The sequence below is a fragment of the Kangiella spongicola genome, assembly GCF_003194565.2.
Lineage (GTDB): Bacteria > Pseudomonadota > Gammaproteobacteria > Enterobacterales > Kangiellaceae > Kangiella > Kangiella spongicola.
Genome location: NZ_QICH01000001.1, coordinates 127,923 through 152,026 on the forward strand (window position 1 = coordinate 127,923; position 24,104 = coordinate 152,026).

The 24,104-nt window shown below is 43.5% G+C and carries 15 protein-coding genes and 1 pseudogene; 2 read left to right on the forward strand and 14 right to left on the reverse strand.

The features are described 5' to 3' along the window. The first annotated feature begins 143 nt into the window (after nt 1-143). On the forward strand, nt 144-1,625 hold the full coding sequence (gene mltF, locus DL796_RS00515) for a membrane-bound lytic murein transglycosylase MltF (RefSeq protein WP_110198941.1): 1,482 nt from the start codon (nt 144-146) through the stop codon (nt 1,623-1,625). A 58-nt stretch (nt 1,626-1,683) separates the two neighbouring features. Here mltF and DL796_RS00520 read toward each other — a convergent pair whose 3' ends face one another. The 11 genes and pseudogenes from DL796_RS00520 to DL796_RS00575 form a co-directional block, all read right to left on the reverse strand. Next, nucleotides 1,684-3,447 (reverse strand): GspE/PulE family protein, encoded by a 1,764-nt coding sequence (locus DL796_RS00520; protein ID WP_110198943.1) that lies wholly within the window; start codon nt 3,445-3,447, stop codon nt 1,684-1,686. Between the two features lie 145 nt (nt 3,448-3,592). Then, nucleotides 3,593-6,520, reverse strand: a complete 2,928-nt coding sequence (locus tag DL796_RS00525; RefSeq protein WP_110198945.1) for a TonB-dependent receptor domain-containing protein — start codon at nt 6,518-6,520, stop codon at nt 3,593-3,595. A 146-nt stretch (nt 6,521-6,666) separates the two neighbouring features. After that, a complete protein-coding gene (locus DL796_RS00530) occupies nt 6,667-7,464 on the reverse strand; it encodes a TatD family hydrolase (RefSeq protein WP_110198947.1) in 798 nt (265 codons plus the stop codon). Nucleotides 7,465-7,481: 17 nt separating this feature from the next. Further along, complete coding sequence (gene prfC, locus DL796_RS00535; RefSeq protein ID WP_110198949.1) at nt 7,482-9,059, reverse strand: peptide chain release factor 3; 1,578 nt, start codon at nt 9,057-9,059, stop codon at nt 7,482-7,484. A gap of 75 nt (nt 9,060-9,134) precedes the next feature. Next, a complete protein-coding gene (locus tag DL796_RS00540) occupies nt 9,135-10,415 on the reverse strand; it encodes a mechanosensitive ion channel family protein (protein WP_110198951.1) in 1,281 nt (426 codons plus the stop codon). 70 nt (nt 10,416-10,485) lie between these two features. Beyond that, complete coding sequence (gene rimI, locus DL796_RS00545; RefSeq protein ID WP_110200669.1) at nt 10,486-10,938, reverse strand: ribosomal protein S18-alanine N-acetyltransferase; 453 nt, start codon at nt 10,936-10,938, stop codon at nt 10,486-10,488. Nucleotides 10,939-11,294: 356 nt separating this feature from the next. Beyond that, nucleotides 11,295-12,641 (reverse strand): annotated as a pseudogene (locus DL796_RS00555) (2-isopropylmalate synthase); the annotation flags it as partial. Between the two features lie 183 nt (nt 12,642-12,824). After that, nucleotides 12,825-13,139, reverse strand: a complete 315-nt coding sequence (locus tag DL796_RS00560) for a hypothetical protein (RefSeq protein WP_110198957.1) — start codon at nt 13,137-13,139, stop codon at nt 12,825-12,827. Nucleotides 13,140-13,276: 137 nt separating this feature from the next. Beyond that, nucleotides 13,277-15,724 carry an acyl-CoA dehydrogenase gene (locus tag DL796_RS00565; protein WP_110198959.1) on the reverse strand — a complete coding sequence of 816 codons (2,448 nt, stop codon included), beginning with the start codon at nt 15,722-15,724 and terminating at the stop codon, nt 13,277-13,279. Between the two features lie 64 nt (nt 15,725-15,788). Then, entirely contained in the window at nt 15,789-16,418 is a 630-nt protein-coding gene (locus tag DL796_RS00570) for a TetR/AcrR family transcriptional regulator (RefSeq protein WP_110198961.1), read from the reverse strand. A 321-nt stretch (nt 16,419-16,739) separates the two neighbouring features. After that, complete coding sequence (locus DL796_RS00575; protein WP_110198963.1) at nt 16,740-17,003, reverse strand: glutaredoxin family protein; 264 nt, start codon at nt 17,001-17,003, stop codon at nt 16,740-16,742. 140 nt (nt 17,004-17,143) lie between these two features. On the opposite strand from DL796_RS00575, the gene DL796_RS00580 reads away from it, so the two are divergent. Next, a complete protein-coding gene (locus DL796_RS00580) occupies nt 17,144-17,821 on the forward strand; it encodes a hypothetical protein (RefSeq protein WP_110198965.1) in 678 nt (225 codons plus the stop codon). Between the two features lie 55 nt (nt 17,822-17,876). Here DL796_RS00580 and rlmKL read toward each other — a convergent pair whose 3' ends face one another. The 3 genes from rlmKL to topA form a co-directional block, all read right to left on the reverse strand. Next, nucleotides 17,877-20,036: a bifunctional 23S rRNA (guanine(2069)-N(7))-methyltransferase RlmK/23S rRNA (guanine(2445)-N(2))-methyltransferase RlmL gene (rlmKL, locus tag DL796_RS00585; protein WP_110198967.1), complete on the reverse strand. Its 2,160-nt coding sequence runs from the start codon at nt 20,034-20,036 to the stop codon at nt 17,877-17,879. A 27-nt stretch (nt 20,037-20,063) separates the two neighbouring features. Further along, nucleotides 20,064-21,086: a quinone-dependent dihydroorotate dehydrogenase gene (locus DL796_RS00590; protein WP_110198969.1), complete on the reverse strand. Its 1,023-nt coding sequence runs from the start codon at nt 21,084-21,086 to the stop codon at nt 20,064-20,066. A gap of 182 nt (nt 21,087-21,268) precedes the next feature. Then, complete coding sequence (gene topA, locus DL796_RS00595) at nt 21,269-23,896, reverse strand: type I DNA topoisomerase (protein WP_110198971.1); 2,628 nt, start codon at nt 23,894-23,896, stop codon at nt 21,269-21,271. Nucleotides 23,897-24,104 lie beyond the last annotated feature (208 nt).

Consider the following 24,104-nt stretch of genomic DNA (forward strand, 5'->3'; position numbering starts at 1 on the left):
GGGATGAATACCATTAGTGCGCAAATTTTACTCCATCTAGGACTTTTTGATAAGTCATTGAGCTGATTTAAACGCTTAAATTTGCACTTTTTTAGTATTTACCTTCATAATGCCTGTAGTTAATCATAAAGTTATTACCATTCATGATAATAAGCTTCTACAAAAAACTCGGATTAGTGGCGTTAGCAATACTCATTATTGGTGGTCTCGCCTCTTGTGACTACCAAGAAAAGACGCAACTAGAGCGCATTAAAGAGCAGGGATACATTAAGGTTTATAGCCGAATATCACCAACCACCATGTCGGTTGGCGAAAAGGGCTTTTCGGGTTTTGAGTATGAGCTGGTCAAGCTTTTTGCTGAAGACTTAGACGTGCGATTAGAAATCGTCACCCACAATGATATCGCTAAGATCCTTAACGAAGTCGAAAATGGCACAGTAGACTTTGTGGCTGCCGGCCTTACGGTGACTAGCCAGCGTCAAGAACGCTTCCGCTTTGGTCCTCCTTATCAAAGCATCACCAGTAAACTCGTTTACTTAAAAGGCACGCCTCGACCTCGCGACTTTTCCCAAGTAGATGAGCAACTTACGGTTATCGCCAACAGTTCACACTCGGAAGATCTGTTTGAAATTCAAAAAGACTATCCAGAATTAAGCTGGACCGAGCGTTCTGATCTAACGTCTCAAGATTTATTGGACATGGTACTTTCCGGCGAAATCAAATACACCATTGTAGACTCCAACGAGTTGGATTTAATGCGTCAAGTACAGCCTGAACTAGCTGTAGCTTTTAGCGTTTCTGAGCCTGAAGAGCTTGCTTGGGTATTTAACAAAAATAGTGATAATAGTTTATTTATCAAAGTGATAGAGTTCTTCGGTAAGATTCGTGACGACGGCACCCTATCCTATTTAATCGAACGTTATTACGGCCACTTATCGAAGTTTGACTATGTGGGAAGCCGTGCTTTCCATCGAGCTATCGAAAGCAAGCTACCAGAGTTTAAGCCTTATTTTTACGAAGCCGCCGGCGACGACTTGGACTGGCGCTTCTTAGCCGCAATGGGCTATCAGGAGTCGCACTGGGAGGCTGATGCGCGCTCGCCAACAGGCGTTCGAGGCCTAATGATGCTAACTTTAGATACCTCAAAGCAACTGGGTATCAAAAACCGTCTCGATCCTGAGCAAAGCATTATGGGTGGCGCAGAATATTTCAGACTGATGAAGTCTAAAATTCCTGAACGGATTAGTGATCCAGACAGAACCTGGTTTGCATTAGCGGGATATAACGTCGGCTTTGGTCACCTAGAAGACGCTCGTAGACTGGCTCAACAGGCGGGTGAAAACCCCGATAAGTGGTTGGTCGTGAAAAAATTCTTGCCACTACTTCGTCAGAAAAAGTGGTACTCTAAAACCCGTTATGGCTACGCACGTGGCGATGAGCCCGTAAAGTATGTCAACAATATTCGACGTTATTATCAAGTCCTTAAAAAGGTCGAAGAGCCAAAACCGGGCGCGGATGAATTAGTCGAAGAGACTTTAGACGAAGATGAGATCGAGCCTGCAGAAGAAATTATAGAAGAAGCCATAGAGCAGCAAGGCGATGTAGAAGTAGACGATGATCAATAGATACAATAAAGGCTGTGATTTCACAGCCTTTTTTATTTACTAACCTTTGTAAAATCGATTAATTATTATCTCTTGGCGATACTCGTAACACTTCCTCAATAGTGGTTAACCCTTGCGCCACTTTATAGGCGCCACTGACTCGCAATAGATTCATGCCCTGAACTTGGGCTTGTTTTCGCATCGACTTAATTGAAGCATCATCGTGAACTAAAGTTTTAAGCTCATCGGTAACTCGCATAAGCTCATAAATCCCCTGGCGACCTTGATAACCTGTATGGCGACAGTCATCGCAGCCTACAGGTTCATAAATATGCTGTGGCATCTCCAACTCACCATTAAGGTTATCGCCAACGAGAATTTGCCATGCCTCTGTATCCACTTCAGTTTTACGCTTACAGAAAGAACACAAGGTTCGCACCAGTCGTTGGGCCATAACTCCCAGCATGGTAGCATTCAGTAAATAAGGCTCAACGCCAACCTCAATCAATCGTGTCATCGCCGAAGGCGCATCATTGGTGTGTAATGTAGAAATTACCAAGTGACCGGTTAAAGCCGCCTGTACAGCCATTTGAGCGGTTTCTTGGTCACGAATCTCACCAATCATAATAATGTCGGGATCTTGTCGTAATAATGCTTTTACACCAGCGGCAAAATCGAGATCAATGTCATGGTGAACCTGCATTTGATTCAGCGCAGGATCGACCATCTCAATCGGATCTTCAATGGTACAAATATTGACTTCAGGTGTAGCCAGTAACTTAAGTGAAGTGTATAAAGTAGTCGTTTTACCCGAGCCGGTAGGTCCCGTTAGCAAAACAATGCCCGTCGACTGACCAATTAAATCACGCCAAACGCGCTCGGTTTCAGGCTCCAAGCCAAGTTCAGTAAAATCTCTTTTCAAAACCGTTGGATCAAAAATACGTCCAACGAACTTTTCGCCAAAGGCAGTCGGTAGAGTCGACAAGCGCAATTCAATCTCTTGACCATCTGGGGCCCGAGTTTTAACACGTCCATCGAGTGGCTTACGGCGCTCTGCTAGGTCCATTCGACCAAGGATCTTAAGACGCGATATAACCGCTTGAGTAATAGCAATCGGTAATTCATAAACGCTATGCAATACGCCATCTATGCGGAATCGAATTTTTCCAATATCACGTCTTGGTTCGATGTGGATATCACTCGCACGTTCCTTAAAGGCGTACTGCAATAACCAATCAACAATCTGCACAATGTGCTTATCGTTAGCGTCCGCTTCTTCTCCGCCCTTAAGCTCGATGAGCTGCTCCAAGTTGGTAACGCTAGTGTCACTTTTAGGGTTGGTATTCTTTGCGCCGGCGACAGACGCAGAGAGCTGATAAAACTCACGTTGATAACGTTTAATAGAGGCAGGGTTTGCGAAAACAGGAATAATATCCCGGCTAACCACCTGCCCAAGGCTTTCTTTCCATGATAATTCATCTGGATTCATGACCGCCACTTTAACGCTATCGTCGTTCACCTCTACAGCTAGTATGTTATGACGTTGAGCGTAGGCATAAGACATGACATCGGTAATATCATCAACATGGACTTTCAGTGGATCGATACGGTAATAAGGAAGCTTGTAAAGCCCTGCTAAAAATCGTGTTAGCACTTCTTCATCGATAATTTTCTGATGTTGATTGTGGCGTGTTAACGATAAATCAGCGACTTGTTCAATCGGATGAAGCTTTGGGTCCACCTGCCTTAAATGAATTTTTGCAGCTTCGAACTGCTCGTTCGATATCCAGTCTGCTTTGAGCAACAGCTTAAGAATGTGAAATGTTGATAAAGGGATTGTCATCGAATTACTTTTCCTATGATTATTACCATCAGATTAAAGCATATTTCCATAATTTCAAATACTTACTCGTTAACTCTTTGAGAGAGCATACTTCTTTGCAACAAAAATGGGGCCGAAGCCCCATTTTTATATCGTTACGATTTACTTAAAACTTCAGTTTAATTGAAGCGTAAGCAAATACACCTTCCGGATCGTAAACTGATGGATCATAACCGTTTAACGAACAGCTATAACATGCTGGTGGGTCTTCATCTAAGAAGTTATTTACACCAACGTTAAGCTCCATCTCCATATCGTCAACATCAGGGAAGTAGCTAAACTGCAGGTCGTTATAAACACGTGAGTCTAGTGTATTCAGTCTATTATCTGGATCTGAACATAAACCAAGCTCAGCTAGTCCATCTGGAGTACCGTCTAAGAAGTCACTACAGCTTTCAGTTAGGCTGTCGACGTAGCGTACCGTCCAACTTAAACCCCAGTCATCTTGGTTAAGGCCCATAGTTAGTACCGACTTCCACTCAGGGATACCCGAGTCATTCTGCTCTTTACCAACTAGATCAACAGTTCTACCAGAAGCATCCTCTTCAACATAATCGCTAACGAAAGTGTTAAACCATGTTACCGAGAACATGCCCCAGTCCGACTGTGGCGCAGTATACGTGATGGCTACATCGTAACCAGAAGTATCAATACCACCAATGTTAATCAATCGGTTATTAAAGCCGTTAATCGCGCCCGTTGCTGCACGAGTAATGCCGTTACAAGCAGCCGCCGTGGTTGGGTCATCCGAGCTTAAGCACTGATCAAGCTGAGTCTGAGCATCTGGTGCTTGCACAGCATCGCGAATTTCATGCTTATAGTAAGTTGCTTTAAAATCTAAGGTGTTAATCCAGTCTACAGAGTTAACCCACTGTGGGCTGTAAACGAAACCTAGCATTTGACTGTCCGACTTTTCGGCTTCTAAGTTAGGGTTACCACCTGTAGTAATTGAAATTTGTGGGTTAGGCTGTTCGTAGTTAGAAGGGACCCCGAGCATATTACAAGCATTCTCATAAATAGTGCCAGGATGATTCGAGCAGCGATCCGTTAAGGTCGCATCGAATCTGGCCGCCGACGAATACAACTCGCCAATACTTGGAGCACGGAAGCCTTCAGAAACCGAACCACGAAGCATAAACTCTTCGTTAATACGCCATAATAAACCAGCTTTGGTCGTTGTTTCAGAACCGAAAGTACTGTAATCAGAATTACGAGCCGCTAATGAAAGCGTTAACTCTTCTGCTGCTGCAACATCGGCTAGCAAAGGTACTTTAAACTCTGCGTAATATTCATCAACTTCGTACGAGCCACTAGTTGGTTTCGACGGTACGCCGTTACTGTCACCTGCTACAACCACAGGATCTGGCTCAAAGAAGCCGCGGTATTCGCGTGACTCGATACCTGCCGCAAACGAGAAGTAACCCGCAGGCATTTCAAACAAGTCACCTGAAATATTAGCGGAAATTGTGTCGATAACGTTTTCACTGGCATCTTTCTGAATAAACTGGATATAGTCCAACATATCCTGAGTAATTGTGCCTGAACCATCGCCTTGGCCACCGAATAAGTTCAGAGGTACACAGCCAGCCAAAGCTTCGCAGTCTGCTAATGGGCCTAAAGCATTTTGAATATGACGAATGTTATAACCGCCACGCTTAATTTGTGTCGCGTAGTTCTTACCATGACTGTAATTTACGTCCCAGAAGAATACATTGTCGCCTGCTGCAAAGTCGCCATTAAAACCTAAGCCAATATAGCTGGTATCAACATTTTGACGATAATTACGTGGGCCACCCTCTATAGGTCTTCGACCAAGTAGTAAGAAGTTTGAGTTTGCATCAAGCGTCATACCAAATGGGTTGTAGGGGTTAGTTTCATGGATGCTAACTGAGTCCGCCAAACCACCAGTACCCGCTTCTGGGCCTAAGAAAATTGGTTCAGGTGCAGCTTGGTTTACTGATTTACGGTTGTTATAAAGCGCTTTAGCGTAGAAATTAACATTGTCCGTAAGTTGGTAGTCTGCTTGACCAAAAATCGAGGTTCTTTGGCTCGGTGTGACGTACAGGTTGTAAGCAGCAAAGTTAAAACGATCCGCATTAGTGAAGGCATGGAAGTCATCGTTAGGTCCACCTGGATTATTCGGGTCATAAGTTGGGACACCTGTGACACCATCATTGACGGTTAGGCTGTAAACATCCGGCTCGCCATCCATATTGTTGTCTTGGCCTAAAAAGATAAAGCGACCTTGCGGTGTACCAGAGCTACCACGCGTTACGCCTGTGCCCGGTACCGGAACTGCTGACAACTCACGAGCCCATGAATTTACTTCCTGCTGATCATAGTGACTGATGCTAAAGAACACACGGTGTTTATCACCCGTTGCCCCGAAAGCTAAATCAAATTGACCAGTTTCACCGTCGCCTTCATCATAAGCACCACCATAGGCGTTAAACTCCATACCATCGAAATCTTTACGTGTAATAATGTTAACTACACCAGCGATTGCATCAGAGCCATAAATTGAAGATGCACCATCTTCTAGAACTTCTATTCGATCAACGATACTAATTGGAATAGTATTTAAGTCGACGGAGTTTGAAACACCTGAGGCCGATGAGCCGTTAACCCAACGAACGCCATCAACAAGAACCAAGGTTCGCTTTGAATCTAGGTGACGTAGTGCAACTTCAGCAGCACCGGCACCAATACCACCGCCATCTGGTGGGAAACCAAAGTTACCACTACTATTAAAGCGCGTGTTTAGTGCAGAACCTGCCGCTGGCAAACGTTGTAAAATATCACCAACCGTTTTCAGACCTGTACGATCTAAGTCTTCGCGCGTTAATACTTGAACCGGGTTGGTTCCTTCAGCTTGTGATTGTCGAATGCGTGAGCCGGTTACAATAATGCTTTCAGCTTCTGCACTTGTCTCTTCTTCGGCCGCGGTTACAGTACTATTAAAGCCAACGGCTGCGAATACAGCACTGGCTATTAAGAGTTTTTTAGCGGGCGGAAAAAAGTTATTTTTATCCATAAATGACCCCATTTGGTTGTTTTCATTAGCTATATGAACCTGCATAATTTGTTTTATAAAAAGCACAGGTTCCAAGGTTATAGCTTAAGAATTACCCACCAACAACTGAGATACATTCGAAATGTGAAGTGTTCACTGTTTGTACATTAGGTTACACGGAGGATTTGACGAGAGTTTAAAGTGGTCTGACGAGCGATATCTTCAGCGCTTTCTTCACGCAACTCAACAAGCGTATTGAAGTTATTGAATATCAATAAGGGGCTGTTATGCTTTTTGTCTGTATTGGCGGGAATCATATCTGGGGCATCCGTTTCCAGAACAATATCTGTAAGTGGCAAGTTAGTCGCTAGGTCTCTTAGTTTTACAGCTTTTGGGTAAGTCATAGCGCCACCAAAGCCTAACTTAAAACCTAGGTCACGATAACGCTCGGCTTGTTGCATACTGCCGTTAAAAGCATGAACGATACCACCTTCTTGAAAACGCATTGTCTTCAGATAAAGTAATACGTCTTCATGCGCCTTCCTTACATGTAAAACTACGGGTAATTTACAAGACTTAGCGATTTCAAGTTGTGCTTTGAATAAAGCGATTTGGACTTTACGATCAAGATGCTTTGCATAATAGTCCAAACCAATTTCGCCAATGGCCGCTAAAGGCTTCAGTTCGGAAGCGAGCTCAAGATCATGAATATGCTCCTTTCTATGCTCTTTAATGAACATTGGGTGCAATCCTAAAGCAACATGAACACCTGGCTTGGTAGCGCCAAGTTGACGTATAAAGCGCCAGTTTTCCTTTTTCACACCCGGGATTAAAACCCCTTCAATACCGACTTTTCTCATTTGCTCAAAGATTGCATTGCGATCGGTATCGAAAACAGGAAAGTCCAAATGACAGTGACTATCGAATAGTCGAATATTTGGTGTTTTAACTTTTGCTTTAAACATTACAACCCTTTTAGATTTTAGTGTTCCCTTGTTTCTAAGAACTTTATATCAGGCCAACGCTCCATAGCCAAGTTTAAATTTACCATAGTTGGCGCTAAATAACTCCAGTTATCACCACCATCTAAAGCAAGGTTGTCGGCATTTTTGCGTTTGAACTCTTCAAACTTTTTATCATCATCGCACACCACCCAGCGAGCTGTAGCAATGCTGACCTGATCATAAATACATTCAACTTTATATTCGTTCTTCAAGCGTGCCGCGACCACATCAAACTGCAACACACCAACGGCTCCCAACACCAAGTCGTTAGAATTCTGCGGTCTGAAGACCTGAGTAGCACCCTCTTCCGATAGTTGCACCAAGCCTTTTAATAATGCTTTATTCTTTAGTGGATCACGTAGGCGTACACGGCGGAAAAGCTCTGGTGCGAAGTTAGGAATACCACGGAACTTTAATTCCTCGCCTTCGGTAAACGTATCACCGATTTGAATAGTGCCGTGATTGTGTAGCCCAATAATATCACCTGCATACGCTTCATCGAGGTGCTCACGGTCGCCGGCTAAAAACGTCAAAGCGTTGTTAACCGCCATATCACGCCCTAGTCGCACATGTCGCATTTTCATGCCCTTTTGATATTTACCACTACAAATACGGACGAAGGCTATACGATCTCGATGTAGCGGATCCATATTGGCCTGAATCTTAAAAACGAAGCCACTGAATTTTTCTTCCGTTGCTTTAACTTCGCGATCCTCACTTTCTCGCGGTAAAGGCGACGGCGCCCATTCGACTAAACCGCTCAGCATGTGATCCACACCAAAGTTACCAAGCGCCGTACCGAAGAATACTGGCGAAAGTTTTCCATCTAAAAACTCTTGCAAGTCGAACTCATGACTTGCGCCTTTTACCAACTCAAGTTCATCGCGGAAGTCAGCTGCTAGCGGACCAATAGCCTCATCCAAATCAGGGTTATCGATACCTTCGATCACACGCTCTTCTTGGATGGTATGTCCTTGGCCGGATTGATACAGGTAAACCTTGTCTTCGAGCAAATGGTACACACCTTTAAACTCTTTCCCCATGCCGATCGGCCATGAAATCGGTGCGCATTTAATCTTTAGAACATCCTCAACTTCATCCAGCAACTCAATTGGATCACGAATATCTCGGTCCATTTTGTTCATAAAGGTCAGAATTGGCGTATCACGTAGGCGACAGACTTCCATCAACTTAATGGTACGAGCCTCTACACCTTTACCGCCATCGATCACCATCAGCGCCGAGTCGACCGCTGTTAAAGTACGATATGTGTCTTCAGAGAAATCTTCGTGACCTGGTGTGTCGAGTAAATTAACGGTCTTACCACCATAAGGAAACTGCATGACCGAGGTGGTCACAGAAATACCACGCTCTTTCTCCATCTCCATCCAATCTGAAGTCGCGTGCTTGCCCTTACGTCCTTTAACAACGCCGGCTTCCTGAATTTGCTTACCAAAAAGTAATACTTTTTCAGTAATGGTCGTTTTACCCGCATCTGGATGCGAAATGATCGCAAAAGTACGACGGTTTTCAATTTCAGACGTCAATTTAGACATGCTACTCTCTTCGTTACATTATTCGTTGGATGGGCGTTACAGACGGAGCAAGCCCGCAAAGGCGGGCATTATAAGCTATTTTTCCTGACCTACGCGACCACTAAAGGTATTTTCCTGCGCCGATGCTAGCTTTGAAAAATCATAGCCGGTTGGCGACTGATGGAGCCTTAAACCAAACTCCGGCAACACGGCGAAAATATGATCGAAAATATCAGACTGAATATTTTCGTATTCAGCCCATTTAGTGGTTGCAGTAAATGCGTAAACCTCGATAGGAATACCATTAGACGACGACTGCCCCTGCCTAACTAGCAGCGTCATGTCCTGTCGAATTCCTTGGTGGTTCTCCAGATAGTTCAATAAGTAAGCTCTAAAGGTACCAATATTGGTTAGGCGGCGACCATTAGCTCGGGAAGTTAAATCAAACTGATTCTCTTCGTTGTATTGGCTGATTTCTTTTTGACGCTCTTCTAAATATGGCTCCAACAAGCGAGCTTTCTTTAATCGCGCCACATCATCGTCCGACAAAAATTCTACGCTTGTGGCATCGATTAGTACTTGACGTTTTATGCGTCTACCACCGGACTGCTCCATTCCACGCCAGTTTTTAAAGGAATCTGAGATCAGCGCGTAAGTCGGAATAGTGGTGATGGTTTTATCCCAGTTACGAACTTTAACTGTGGTTAAAGCGATTTCGATAACATCACCATCGGCACCATAGGACGGCATTTCTAGCCAATCGCCAACGTCCAACATGTCATTAGCCGATAACTGGATCCCCGCCACTAAGCCGAGCAAAGGATCTTTAAAGACCAACATAATCACTGCGGTCATCGCGCCTAACCCGCTTAAAATTATTAAAGGCGACTTACCGACTAAGGCAGAAACGGCAAGAATAATAACCACTACTGTCGCCACTAGCTTGACACTTTGAAATAGTCCGCGAAGCGGTAATCCCTTTAAGCGCGAGTCATCTGACGATATATCCAGCAAGGCATCAAGTAATGAAAATACTGCAAGCAAAATAAACAGAAGCACCCAGAGCACGCAGATTGTCTGGATCCATTCCATAACGCCAGAGTCGGGCTTAAGCCATAAGCCAGCCTGGATATAGATAATCACACCTTGAATCACCAAAGCGATACGACTGAAAATCTTTCTTTCAAAGAAAGCTTTGCGCCAGCGCTTTTGAGACTTTTGGGCCATCTTATCTAAAAAACGTAGCACCACTCGATGAAATATAAAGTGAATCGCTACCGAAATAAGGAGAATTAAGCCAAGGACCATAACTAAAGCCGTGATATCGGTAAACTGGTATCCTTGTACTTCCAACCACTGACTAAACTTTTGCTGCATGCTTATAACCTGTTAAACCTAAATTACGCGTAGTTTAACAGCTATCAAGCATTGAGGTGAAATCTAAGGGTTATAAACTGCGTCGCATCACAATGGCGGCTTCGCGAGAATCTTGACTGGGATAGTAATTTGGGCGACGGCCGATTTCTTCAAAACCTTCTTTCGTATAAAAGGACAAGGCAGGCTGGTTTGATTCACGCACTTCGAGCAGCACGCTTTGCATTCCTGCGACCTTTGCTTTTTTATACATGGCTTGTATCAGTTGGCTAGCAAAGCCTTTCCCTTGGTATGACACTGAGGTTGTGATGTTCATCAGGTGACATTCATCAAATAAATAATTAAATACGACATAACCAATAATGCTGGAGTTTTGCTCTAACACAAGGCTGGGATATTCCTGCTCAATACAACTTAAGTGAATACTTTTTTTCCATGGGTAGTCGTGAGCTTCTAGCTCGATGTTGATCACTTGCTCAAGATCGACCACCTCAAGCGGACGAATATTAATTGATGAAGAATTCATTAGTGCAATCGCTGCAACAAGCTCCACCATTCTTTTTTCTTGCTTTGCAGCGCATCTAAAGAGGGAGCTTGGATACTTGGATGCTCGAAAGACGTCAACTCACTACCACAAAGGATTATTTTGCCACGACAACTTTCAACCGATTGTGCGTATTCTGATTGCTCACTAAGTTGTGCAATGGCTGCTGTAAAAGGTTGATCTAACCAGGCTTTCCATGCCAGCTCTAACTGCCTTATTGAAGCCTTGCAACTTGCTGGATCAGCACTTTTAGGGATGACAAAAACAAAATCAGCACTCGCTTCGCCTTGCAAGATGCGAATAAAATCGCCTTCTATATTAGGAGCAGAGTCTATATTAGATTCAGCGGCTTCTTCAGCCTCTACCTTCACGGCATCAGCACTGGCCGAGGTTGCTTGAGGCCTAGATTCGCTTGGATCGACTTTTAGATTAGTGTTTTCTTCAGCCTGATCGTTAAGAGGCACCCAAACAGGTACCTCTAACGCATCAAGATAAGCTCGATTCCAATGTGACATTGATTCTGACACCGGCAATTAGCGCTTAATGAGACTTAGTAAATCTTCGTCTAAAATATCGTGCTTTTGGTCCGCCAGCTTCTTGAATGCCACAAACGCTTCTTTCAGTTCATCATTGTTATCAAACTGAATACCTAAACCTGCAAGGTGGCTTTTGAAGGCATTTCGGCCTGAGTGCTTACCAAGAACCATGCGGTTATTGGCCCAGCCAACATCTTCAGCGCGCATAATTTCATAAGTTTCACGATTCTTCAAAACACCATCTTGATGAATACCCGATTCGTGTGCAAAAGCATTATCACCAACGATAGCTTTATTCGGTTGAACCGCAAAGCCAGTAATTTTCGATACCAGCTGTGACGTCGGTACGATATGGCGAGTATCAATATCCACATCAACATCAAAGAAATCTGGACGTGTTTTAATCGCCATAATAACTTCTTCCAAGGACGCATTACCGGCACGCTCGCCCAAGCCATTGATAGTACACTCTACCTGGCGCGCACCTTTTTGTACTGCAGCCAAAGAGTTAGCAACGGCTAAGCCTAAATCGTTGTGGCAGTGCACGGAAAAGATAGCTTTATCAGAGTTTGGAATACGCTCGATTAACTGCTGAATTGTATTGGCGTACTGTTCAGGCATGTTATAACCAACCGTATCTGGAATATTGATAGTGCGAGCACCAGCATCAATAACCTTTTCAACAATTTCGCACATAAAGTCTAAGTCTGAGCGACCAGCGTCTTCACATGAAAACTCAACATCTTCGCATAAGTTACGCGCCAAACGCACAGACTTCACGGCTTGCTCAATAACTGCTTCTGGTTCCATTTGTAGCTTGTGCTTCATGTGTAGCGGAGATGTTGCAATAAAAGTATGAATTCGACCTGAGTTTGCACCCTTGAGCGCTTCGCCAGCCACTTCAATATCTTTGTCTACAGCACGAGATAATGAACAAATGGTACTGTCTTTGATGTTATCCGCGACTAATTTAACGGCTTCAAAGTCGCCAGGACTCGCAACGGCAAATCCAGCTTCGATAACATCGACCTTCATTTTTTCTAATTGTTGCGCGATTTCTAGTTTTTCTTCTTTATCCATTGACGCGCCAGGACTTTGCTCACCATCACGCAAAGTTGTATCAAAAATAACGAGTTTATCTTTCGACATATATTCGGTCTCTTCAAATTCTAATAAATGTGCCAATTAACCTTTAAGGCATTAGCTATATCATAAACTTAATAGTCCAGAATACCAAATATTGAAGATGCTTAATAACAGGGAGCAACAGGTATGATGAGTGTTCAATATTTAAGCCATAAAAAAAGGCGCTAGATAGCGCCTTTCATAACTTCAGCCGTTACAGATTTGTTGGGCTCGGTTGAACTTTACACGATTACGAGGAATTAAGTTCTCATGGCTTAACTCGCCTGATTTCAGCCTTGAGCTAATTACCGAGGCTTCAGCATCAGTAATCAATGGGATCATTGACTCAGCAATGCATCCACAGTTGGCTAACCCATTTAATTCACAGCTTTTTTCAATCTCGCTGATTACAACCTGCTTATCCGATAGCTGGCTACCTTGCTGAACAGGAACTCCTTTTTCTTCAGCAACAAGCGTAAAGCTGACTGCCAGGATGGCCATTGTTAATAATATTTTGTACATTTCTCGCTCCTATAAATAGCGTCGCCACACGTTGTTTCACCTAGTTTAGCCATAATATATACCATACTCCATCTTTTGCTCACTGAAAAGATGTGACTTTTGTTGCAGAAATACACTAATTATTCCTAACTTGGCAACTAGTCCTCAACCACACCTGAAATCTGCTCATTAGAGTAGTCATCCACTTGGATAACGTCCATACGCGCAGTTTCCGCATCGCTTAAGATTTGCTTTTCATCTTCGGTGATAATCCCTTTCTCAAGCGCTTGCTCGATACGCTCCATATTGGTCAAATTCTTATCAAGCTCCTTAGACTTCATCGCTTTGCGCAGTTTAAAGCGTACGCTATCTGCTTCAAGAACCTTCTTAAAGGCAAGCTCAACTCGGCCTGTTACGTCATCATCCGTATTGCCAACATACGCATATTGAGTAATCCGATCACGGATTTCACAATCCTTCATCATCGGCAATACTAATTCACGTTCTAGGCGATCTGATGGACGTTTATAACTTTTGCCATAAGGGAAGGCGATAAAACGCAACACTTTACCTACGGCTTTATTCGGGAAGTTTTCATAGAAGTCATAGAAAGCTTCTTGGATTTTGTGCAAACCGTACTCCATATTCCAACGAACATACGGCAAGTCAGCTAACGGACGCTCGTGGTCTTCGTAATATTTCAGTACTGTTGAACACAAGTATAGGTGGCTCAAGACATCCGCCAAGCGTGCAGACAAACGCTCTTTACGTTTTAAATCACCGCCAAGCATGCCCATAGCTACATCAGAAGTTAGCGCTAACGCAGAGCTCATTCGCGTTAACTGTTGATAGTAACGACCAGTTTCGCCGGCAACAGGTTTCTCTGCGATTCTCGCAGCTGTAACACCCAAACCTAAAGTACGGAAGAAGTTACTGACGCCATAACCTACGTGACGGAATAACAAACTATCAAAACGCTTTACGCCCTCTTCTTCATCGTCCAATTGTGCCGCTAACATTTCACGCAAGACATAAGGATGACAGCGGATAGCGCCCTGACCAAAGATCATCAAATTACGCGTTAAAATATTCGCGCCTTCCACCGTAATACCGATAGGCTGGCTCATAAAGCCATTGGCGAGATAGTTACGTTCACCCATGATAATGCCACGACCAGCGTGAACATCCATCGCGTGATTCATAATATCGCGCCCCATTTCCGTCATCTCGTATTTAGCGATGGCAGAAACGACCGATGGTTTTACGCCTAAATCCACAGCGCCTGCAGTCATCAAACGACTCGCTTCAGTACGATAAGCCAGGCCTGCGATTTGCGCCATCGCTTCTTCAACACCTTCGAAGCGACCAATAGGTAATTTAAACTGCTCACGAACTAAAGCATAAGCACCTGTCATACGGTAAGACAGTTTAGCAACCGCCGTACCCATCGCTGGCAATGAAATCGAACGACCCGCGGCCAAACTTTCCATCAGCATACGCCAGCCTTGACCTGCGTAATCTTCACCACCAATTAACATGCTCATTGGAATAAACACGTCGTCGCCAGTAGTCGTACCGTTCATGAAAGCTTGGTTCATTGGTAAATGACGACGGCCAGTATTAACGCCCGGGTGATCCGCTGGAATTAAGGCACAAGTAATGCCGTAATCTTCTTTATCTTTGTTACCTAGCAAGCCTTCTGGGTCATACAGTTTGAAAGCTAGACCAACAATGGTCGCGACTGGAGCCAGAGTAATATAACGCTTGTTCCAGGTGATGCGAATACCAAGGGTTTCTTCACCGTTGTACTCGCCCTTACAGACAATACCTTTATCAGGAATTGCACCGGCATCAGAACCAGCCACCGGCGAGGTTAATGCGAAGCAAGGGATTTCTTCACCCGTCGCCAAGCGCGGAAGGTAATAATCTTTTTGTTCTTGAGTACCGTAATGCAGTAATAACTCACCAGGGCCTAACGAGTTTGGCACCATTACCGTAACCGCAGCACTACCACTTCGAGTAGCAATTTTAGTGACCACCGTAGAGTGAGCAAGAGCCGAGAAGCCTTTACCGCCATACTCTTTCGGGATAATCATTCCCAAGAAACCTTTGTCCTTAATGAACTGCCACACTTCCGGTGGTAAATCTTTACGTTTATGAACGATATCCCAATCATCCAGCATCGAACAAAGCTCTTCTGTTTCGTTATCGACAAAAGCTTGCTCTTCTTCAGTTAGTTCAGGCTTCTTGTAATTAAGCAGAGTCTGCCAGTTCGGCTTACCGCGGAATAATTCAGCTTCCCACCAAACATCACCTGCTTCTAAAGCGGTTTTTTCTGTTTCAGTCATTGGTGGCAGGACTTTCTGCATAAAGTGATAGAGTTTTCGCGAAATCCAGTCGACTCGCAGGTCAGGCAAATAGTAAAACAGTGACACAACACCATAAATTAATAAGGAGACATAAAAGCCCCACGAATTATCAAAGGCGATTAACAACACCAACAGCGCCACGCCATTTACGATCATTGCGTTTTTCATTGCCATGCGTTGATAAGCGCAAAAGCCTACCGCTGCTAGCATGATTAAAAACTCTAGTAACCCTATCATTCGTTTTCCTCGGTACTCTGTATTTTAAAATTAGATTATTTGGTGGAATCGGTCGCTTCTAAACTCAAGCTTTCATGCCTGCAGCTAAAAACGGTACCATTTCTTCTATCACATCTTTGACTTCTAAACTTCGATTGAAGTCAGCTTCTGAAATTTGGCGTAACGCATCACTACCAGCAAGGGTGAAAATCAAGCTACCAAGCATGTAGTGGAGCCTCCAAAAGATTTGATCGTTAGTCAGTTCGGGGTAACCCTTTTGGAATAAAAGAGTAAAGCGAACCAGTACATGACCATAACGTTCAGTCACGTAACGACGTAAATGTCCTTGAGTTTCGGCATAAGCGCGTCCTAATAAACGCATGAATATTGAAACAGCATTGGGTCTTTTCGTATTAAGTGACAATAACGGATCAATTAAAGCGGCTAATAAGGTTTCGGCCTTGAGTTCGTTTGCAGGCTCTTGCTCCAGTTGCTCAAGACGGACACTTAGCTGCTGCGTAAAGTCCTGTAAGAATCGATCAAACACGGCTTGAATCAAAGATTTCTTAGAGCCAAAGTGGTAATTCACACTGGCTAGATTAACTTTCGCTCGACCTGTAATGGTTCTTAGACTGGTTTCCGCAAAGCCACGTTCCGCAAAGAGAAACTCAGCGGCATCTAGAATCTTGGTCTGGGTTGTATCATGTGAACTCATATCAATAAGGCTACACCAAATAAAACACTTGTTTGAAACATACGTTCAAAACGGTGTTTTGTCAAGATATTACAACGACTAAGACACTCCATTGTCACATGACAGGAGTTAGGAACTGACACTTAAATAGGTATTTAAACTCATCGCCGAGTTCCAAGGGGCCAAAAATAAATGCAACTAAAACTGTGAATAAAGAATTGAATAGGTCAAATTATCACTGACCGAATCGGGCTTGCTCAATCACTTTAATGTAAAAATTAAAACTCGAGATTGTGAAAATAAGATCTAGCAAAAAATTGAAGCTGGAGTATTACAAAAAAATCATGAACGATAGAACCACTTTTCTAATTCTTCAAAAGTAAATGGCCAGAATAACTTTTCATTAGTTGTTCTATTTTTTAATACAGGAATTGTTGTACGATATTCTTCTAAAATTTTTTCGTCATCAATAATATCGAAAGCAATTACTTCATGAGTTTTCGTTAAATTTTTTTTCTCGTTTAAAGCAAAAATCATCGCTTCAACTTGCTCACACAAATGACAACCAAAAGTTGTATATAAAATTATTTCTTCTCTATTTGGCATACTTTTTTAAGAAAAACATAGAAAAAGACATCAATAAGCTCACTTTATCATAATTAGTATTTAACATTACAAAATTCTTTCCGTATAATTTGATTGAAATTTAACCAAAAACATCACACGACCAAATAGGGGAAACAACCATGGCTAGAAAACCAAGCAAGTCTTCTGCTACGAAATCGAAGTCATCAAAGGCTCCAACTTTGAAGCAACTCGAAGCCGCCGCTAACAAAGCAAACACAGCAGCAAAAAAAGCTCGTGAAGCTGCTAAAAAAGCAAACGAGAAAGCTAAAGCCGCTGCTAAAAAAGCAAAGGATAAAGCGAACAAAACAAACAAAGCTGCTGCAAAGAAAGCGAAAGATGCAGCACGCAAAGCAAAAACTTTGGTCAACCAAGCCGCTAAAGCTCAAGAAAAAGCTAAAACGGCTCTAGCCGATGGTAAAGCAGCAGCTAGAAAGCAAGCCGCTTTAGAAAAAGCCATTGCTAAATTCGAAAAAGATTGGAACGCTAAAGAAGAGAAGAAAGCGAAAGAAGCAGAGAAGAAGCGTATCGCACGTGAAAAAGCTGCTGCTAAAAAAGCTGCCGCTAAAAAGAAAGCCGCAGAGAAAAAGAAGAAGGCTAAAGCAGCTGCCAAGAAAAAAGCACCTGCTAAGAAAAAAGTAGCAACTAAAAAAGCTCCGGCTAAGAAAAAGGCTCCTGCTAAGAAAAAAGCACCAGCCAAAAAGAAAGCCCCAGCTAAGAAAAAGGCTCCTGCTAAGAAAAAAGCAGCAACCAAAAAGAAAGCTCCTGCGAAGAAACGTGTAACTCCTAAAAAGAAATAAACGAATTTTAGGTACTACATAAACGTCAAAAGCCCAGTATTTACTGGGCTTTGTTTTATTCCTTATGCTGAATTAACCAACATCGATGATGGTTTTTACTCATCTTAAAGTCTGGTGGAAGTGTTTTACCCGTAATTTCATGGATTACAAACTTCTCTTTAAGCGACTCTTCCAATACAAACCTCTTAAAGTTATTCGAGAAATAGAGCTTACCACCCTGCTTTAAAAGGCTCATTGTTAGGTTGATTAGGTCTTTTTGATCTCTTTGTACATCAAAAGTGTCTTCCATACGCTTAGAGTTGGAAAAAGTTGGCGGATCCAAGAAGATCAAGTCGTACTGTTTGTCACCTTTATTTTCCTCTAACCACTGCATACAGTCTGACTGAACGAAAGAGTGACCATAGGGTGAGATACCATTCAAACTAAAGTTCTTCTTAGCCCAATTAATATAGGTATTGGACATATCCACGGTGGTTGTCTTAGCGCCGCCCATTGCTGCGTATACGCTAACAGAGCCCGTGTACGCAAATAGATTAAGGAATCTTTTACCTTCAGCCTCGTTAAAAATCATTTTACGAGTTTTGCGGTGATCTAAGAATAACCCCGTATCGAGATACTGCTTCAAGTTCACTTGGAATTTAAAGCCGTTCTCTTCAACCACTTTAAAGTCGTCCTCAGCAGTCTGCTGCTTGGTGTATTGCTGCTTACCCTTTTGTCTTAAACGCTGCTTTAAATGAATATCGGCTTCTGGAATATCCATCAAGCCAGACGTCACGCGCACGATTTCTTGCAGACGTTTACGGCTGGTTTTCTCTGGCACTTCTTTCGGTGGCATATACTCTTGGATATGCACATCATCACCATACACATCTATCGCAGCTGAGTACTCTGGCAAATCAGCATCATACAGACGATAACAGGTTACATCATTCTGCTTTAAATAGGACTTCAAGCGTTGCAGATTCTTGCGCATACGGTTTTTTAACATTTCCGCGCCTTCTGACAAGCCTTTTTCCCAGTTTGGATTAACTTTCGTTGGATCGAACGGCGTATAATAATTCTCTTTAGTGACCTCAAATAAATATAATTTGCAGTCTAAAGCACCATTCTTAAATTTGTATTGCTTATGAGAGCGCAGACCAACCGCTTTAGCAAACTGATCTTCGGTTGTAATAAATGCAGCATGCCAACCATTACAGCGCTTCTTGATATAATCGCCAAAATCACGATAAAGCTGAGTAACTTCTTCTTCCTCGCCTAATCGTTCAGCATAAGGTGGGTTTGAAAGTAGTAATCCTTTCTCGCTGATATTCTCTGCCTTTGGATGGCGAATATCCTGCTCTTCTATCTCAATGAACTCCGCTAAGCCACTCGCACGGCAATTTTCTTCCGCTAAGGGTAAGCTTCGACGGTAGCTATCACTGCCATAAAAGCGATTTGTGAGCTTTTCACGCCCTTTTTCAGCCTCAGCCTTAGCTTCATTTAATATGTCTTGCCACAAGGACTCATCGTGCTGCTTCCAGACTAAAAAGGCAAAGTCATGATTGAGCAGTCCTGGGGCAATGTTTGCCGCCATCATAGCGGCTTCAATCAGCAAGGTGCCACTACCGCACATCGGGTCGTGAAAGTCGTAACCCTGTTGCGATAACTCAGGCCAACCGGCACGAATAAGAAGCGCTGCGGCTAAATTTTCTTTAATCGGTGCGCGACCACCCTCTTCCCTGTAACCGCGTTGGTTCAAGCCATGCCCACAAAGATCGATACCGACTTTAAGCTGGCTGCCATTCACCACAACGTGAACACGGTAGTCTGGGTTTTCTTTGTCAATCGACGGGCGTTTTTCGTAGCGCTCGTTGTAATAGTCAACAATAGCGTCTTTAGTTTTTTGTCCACCGAACCCAGAGTGACGAATATGCTTGTTCTTACGAGCAACACAACTTACGACAAAGGTTTGATTGAGATCAAAATGCCAACTCCATTCGATACGATTAATCTTTTCATACATCTCATCAACCGTTTCAAAGTTGTCTTCTAACAAGCAGAGGTAGACTCGATTCGCTAAACGGGAGCGTAAGCAAGCCTTGTAGGCTACAGCTAGATCGCCTTCGAAGGAAACATGTGTCGGGTGTTCTTTAATCTCGCTAGCTCCGAAAGTGGCAAGCTCAGTGGCCAATAACGGCTCGACGCCTTTCGGGCAAATTGCGTAAAATTGCATAATGATTCTCTATATAACCGTAGCTTCTCAGCTAGCGTTCTTTTTAATGCCTAATGCGGCATCATGAATTAATTTGGGGCCTTCATAAATAAAGCCAGAATATACTTGGACTAAACTCGCACCCGCTTCTATTTTTTCCACAGCCGTTTCGGCATTGTGAATTCCACCGACACCGATAACTGGGATCTTGTGGTTCATAGCCTCAACCAAATTTTTAATCACTTTAGTGGACTGGGTTGCGAGAGGTTTGCCACTTAAGCCACCCTGCTCATCAGCATTCTTCATGCCTTCAACCTGGCTACGATCAAACGTCGTGTTTGTAGCAATAACGCCGTCCATCTCAAACTGCGTAAAGGTTTCAGCTAACTCCTGTATATTATCATTGGATAAATCAGGGGCAATCTTAATCGCTAATGGCTTGTAGACTCCATACTCCTGGCTCAACTGAACTTGCTTTTCTTTTAAGCTACCAAGGAGAGACTTTAAAGTTTCACCAAACTGCAAATCACGTAAACCCGGTGTATTTGGCGACGAGATATTCACCACCATATAATCGGCTTTGGCATAGATTTTTTCCATGCCTATTAAGTAATCATCAACCGCCTTTTCGACCGGAGTATCAAAGTTCTTGCCAATGTTTATTCCTAAGACACCACTGTATTCAGCTTGATTAACGTTCTCCAATAACTGTGCAACACCATCGTTGTTAAAGCCCATGCGGTTAACAATCGCTTCAGCTTCTTTAATACGGAACAATCGTGGCTTCGGGTTTCCTGGCTGTGGTCTTGGTGTGACTGTACCAACTTCTACGAAACCAAACCCAAGGCTTCCTAAGGCATCAACATATTCACCGTTCTTGTCTAAACCTGCTGCTAAGCCCACTCGGTTTGCAAACTTAATCCCCATCACTTCAACCGGATCGCTAACCATCGGCTTTGCCAACAATCCGCTTAGTTTTAGCTTGTTGGCTAAGTTTAAAGAGTTTAACGATAAGTGGTGCGAGCGCTCAGCGTCGAGCTGGAATAGAATAGAACGAAGTAACGAATACATTTTTTACCCAGGAATGACTGTCAATTACAGAAAGGATTGCCGTTATATCGTCACGAGCGATAGCAAGACGCGGCGAAATCCACTTTATAATACGGAGTTTACACTAGTAATCGAGTAATTATAAAGTGGATTTGAACAAAGTATTCCCTAGTATGGAGGGAAAGCGCAGTAGATATAACCAGTTATTCTTTTTCCTGCCACTTACCATTCTTATAAAAAGCAGCCCAACCACTCGCTTTGCCGTCTTCTTTAACTCCAGCCACATACTGCTCTTTAGTCTTACGGCTGAATTTAACGAAAGTACGGTTACCATCAGGATCTTCCGTTGGCGCTTTGGCTAAAAACTTATACTTCGGATCAAGTTGATCGGCGACTAGCTTTACCTCATCAACCGCCGGAGCCCGAGTTTCACGGTTTTTAGGGAACTTGCTTGCTGCTAGGAAAATACCTGCCGCGCCATCACGCAAGACATAGTGGTCGTCCACTTTGTCACACTTCAAATCAGGCATTGGGATCGGATCGGCCTTTGGTGGCGCAGGTTCGCCATTCTTTAAGAGCTTGCGCGTGTTTTTACAGTCTTCGTTAGTACAGCCGAAATACTTACCAAAACGGCCTGTTTTAAGCTGCATTTCACTACCGCACTTATCGCAGTCTAGAACAGGACCATCGTAACCTTTGATTTTGTACTCGCCTTTCTCGACTTCGTAACCATCACAATCAGGGTTGTTACCACAGATAAACAACTTGGTTTGTTCATCCACCAAATAATCGTCCATGGTTGAATTACACTTAGGGCAACGCTTACGGCTGTGTAAATAACGAGCTTCTTCGTCTTCGTCAGCAGCCACAAATTCGTCACCTGGGATCAGGTTCACTGTGTGCTTACAACGTTCTTTTGGCGGTAGAGAATAGCCCGTACAACCTAAGAATACGCCTGTGCTAGCGTTTCGAATGGCGAGATTATGCTCTCCACACTTTTCACACTGTAACTCTGTTTCTACAGCTTCATTACGTCGCATGCCGCCTTCGTCTTGCGACTGATCCGCTTTCGCTAACTGCTCTGAGAACTCCTGATAGAACTCATCAAGCGTGATTCGCCAGTCGGCACGCCCTTTTGCAATCTCATCGAGATGCTTCTCCATGGTTGCAGTAAAAGAATAGTCCAATAGGTCGTCAAAGCTCTCGACTAAGCGGTCGGTAACGATCTCACCCATCTTTTGAGCATAGAAACGCTTATTTTCTAGGCGAACATAGCCGCGATCTTGAATCGTTGAAATAATCGACGCATAAGTCGAAGGTCGTCCAATACCACGTTTTTCCAACTCTTTAACCAAGGCAGCTTCTGAGAAGCGCGCAGGCGGTTTGGTGAAGTGTTGTTTTGGATCGAGCTTTTGCAACTTAAGCTCTTCGCCTTCTTTGACGTTTGGTAACTCTTGATCTTCTTTACTACGGCTTTGCATTGGCTGTACTTTCGTCCAACCATCAAATCTCATAACACGACCACGAGCTCTAAGCTCGTAATCACCAGCGGCAATTTTTAAACTGGTCACATCGAACTCAGCTGGCATCATTTGGCAGGCCACGAACTGGCGCCAAATTAATTCATATAGACGCTCAGCGTCTTTTTCCATGTTCTTTAGTTGTGTCACACGAACATTAACATCCGATGGACGGATAGCTTCGTGCGCCTCTTGTGCGCCTTCCTTGCTCGAATAAACATTCGGATCTTTAGGAAGGTACTTTGCACCATAGCTGTCTTTGATGTGATCACGACAGGCAGAAACGGCGTCGGCACTTAAGTTCATAGAGTCGGTACGCATATAGGTAATGTAACCCGCTTCGTACAAACGTTGCGCCATCATCATGGTTTTCTTGACGCCATACCCTAAGCGCGTGCTCGCTGCTTGTTGCAGTGTCGAGGTAATAAAAGGCTTTGGTGCTTTACTTTTTTGTGGCTTATCTTCTCGCGAGGATACGCTGTATTTGTGTTTTTTAAGCTCAGCTAAAGCTGCGTTTGTGTCCGCTTCGTTAGTCGGCTTAAAAGTTTTACCCTGATGTTTACTGACCATCAAACGCAAGTCTTCATTGCTTTGCGTTAGCGTATCGGCATGCACATCCCAGTATTCTTCAGGGATAAAGGCACGAATCTCACGTTCGCGCTCGACCAGCAATCTAACCGCAACAGACTGCACACGCCCCGCGGATAAACCACGAGAAATTTTGCGCCATAATAAGGGCGACACCATAAATCCAACCACGCGATCTAGGAATCGACGCGCCTGTTGGGCGTGGACATAGTTCATATCCAAATTGCCCGGCTTTTTAAAAGCTTCTTGAATCGCTTTTTTAGTAATTTCGTTAAAGATAACGCGTTTAAAGCGACTATCATCACCACCTAAGGACTCACGAAGATGCCAAGCGATGGCCTCTCCTTCTCTATCCAAATCCGTTGCGAGATAAATTTCGTCAGCATCTTTAGCTAACTTTTTTAATTCGTTTAGTACTTTCTCCTTGCCTGGAAGCACTTCATAAGTTGCATCCCAACCTGCTTCTGGGTTAATCCCCATGCGATCGAACAAGGCTTTTTTCTCTTTACGAGCCTTGTGCTTAATCTTTTCTTCGGGCGATAGCTTTCGTGTCTCGGCAGCTTTTCGGGCACGCTCTTTTGCATCAACCGGTTTCTTTTTTCCGCCAGTCGGCAAGTCACGGATATGGCCAACACTGGACTTAACCACGAAATCATTACCAAGATATTTATTAATGGTTTTCGCCTTCGCTGGCGACTCCACTATCACTAAGGATTTTCCCATAATAGAATTTTCTACTTAAAATCAGTAAGTTACACAAACCAAGTTAATAACTAGCCATCAAAAACTAAGATAACCCAGTATTAAATATGCAAAAAACAGGGCAACTGCAAAGGGGCTGACCTGTCTATCCTTTTTTATTAATAACAATCAAAGACGGTCAATGTCTACCTTTATTTTACTTTAGACCATCTTTTATGAACCCGCTCAT

Excerpts from the sequence above, each read along its gene's own strand:
- DL796_RS00540 (WP_110198951.1), bottom strand. The coding sequence starts at position 10,415 with ATGCAGCAAAAGTTTAGTCAGTGGTTGGAAGTACAAGGATACCAGTTT.
- DL796_RS00570 (WP_110198961.1), bottom strand. The coding sequence starts at position 16,418 with ATGAGTTCACATGATACAACCCAGACCAAGATTCTAGATGCCGCTGAG.
- DL796_RS00590 (WP_110198969.1), bottom strand. The coding sequence starts at position 21,086 with ATGTATTCGTTACTTCGTTCTATTCTATTCCAGCTCGACGCTGAGCGC.
- DL796_RS00580 (WP_110198965.1), top strand. The coding sequence starts at position 17,144 with ATGGCTAGAAAACCAAGCAAGTCTTCTGCTACGAAATCGAAGTCATCA.
- topA (WP_110198971.1), bottom strand. The coding sequence starts at position 23,896 with ATGGGAAAATCCTTAGTGATAGTGGAGTCGCCAGCGAAGGCGAAAACC.
- DL796_RS00530 (WP_110198947.1), bottom strand. The coding sequence starts at position 7,464 with ATGTTTAAAGCAAAAGTTAAAACACCAAATATTCGACTATTCGATAGT.
- prfC (WP_110198949.1), bottom strand. The coding sequence starts at position 9,059 with ATGTCTAAATTGACGTCTGAAATTGAAAACCGTCGTACTTTTGCGATC.
- mltF (WP_110198941.1), top strand. The coding sequence starts at position 144 with ATGATAATAAGCTTCTACAAAAAACTCGGATTAGTGGCGTTAGCAATA.
- DL796_RS00525 (WP_110198945.1), bottom strand. The coding sequence starts at position 6,520 with ATGGATAAAAATAACTTTTTTCCGCCCGCTAAAAAACTCTTAATAGCC.
- rlmKL (WP_110198967.1), bottom strand. The coding sequence starts at position 20,036 with ATGCAATTTTACGCAATTTGCCCGAAAGGCGTCGAGCCGTTATTGGCC.
- rimI (WP_110200669.1), bottom strand. The coding sequence starts at position 10,938 with ATGAATTCTTCATCAATTAATATTCGTCCGCTTGAGGTGGTCGATCTT.
- DL796_RS00560 (WP_110198957.1), bottom strand. The coding sequence starts at position 13,139 with ATGTACAAAATATTATTAACAATGGCCATCCTGGCAGTCAGCTTTACG.
- DL796_RS00520 (WP_110198943.1), bottom strand. The coding sequence starts at position 3,447 with ATGACAATCCCTTTATCAACATTTCACATTCTTAAGCTGTTGCTCAAA.
- DL796_RS00575 (WP_110198963.1), bottom strand. The coding sequence starts at position 17,003 with ATGCCAAATAGAGAAGAAATAATTTTATATACAACTTTTGGTTGTCAT.
- DL796_RS00565 (WP_110198959.1), bottom strand. The coding sequence starts at position 15,724 with ATGATAGGGTTACTAGAGTTTTTAATCATGCTAGCAGCGGTAGGCTTT.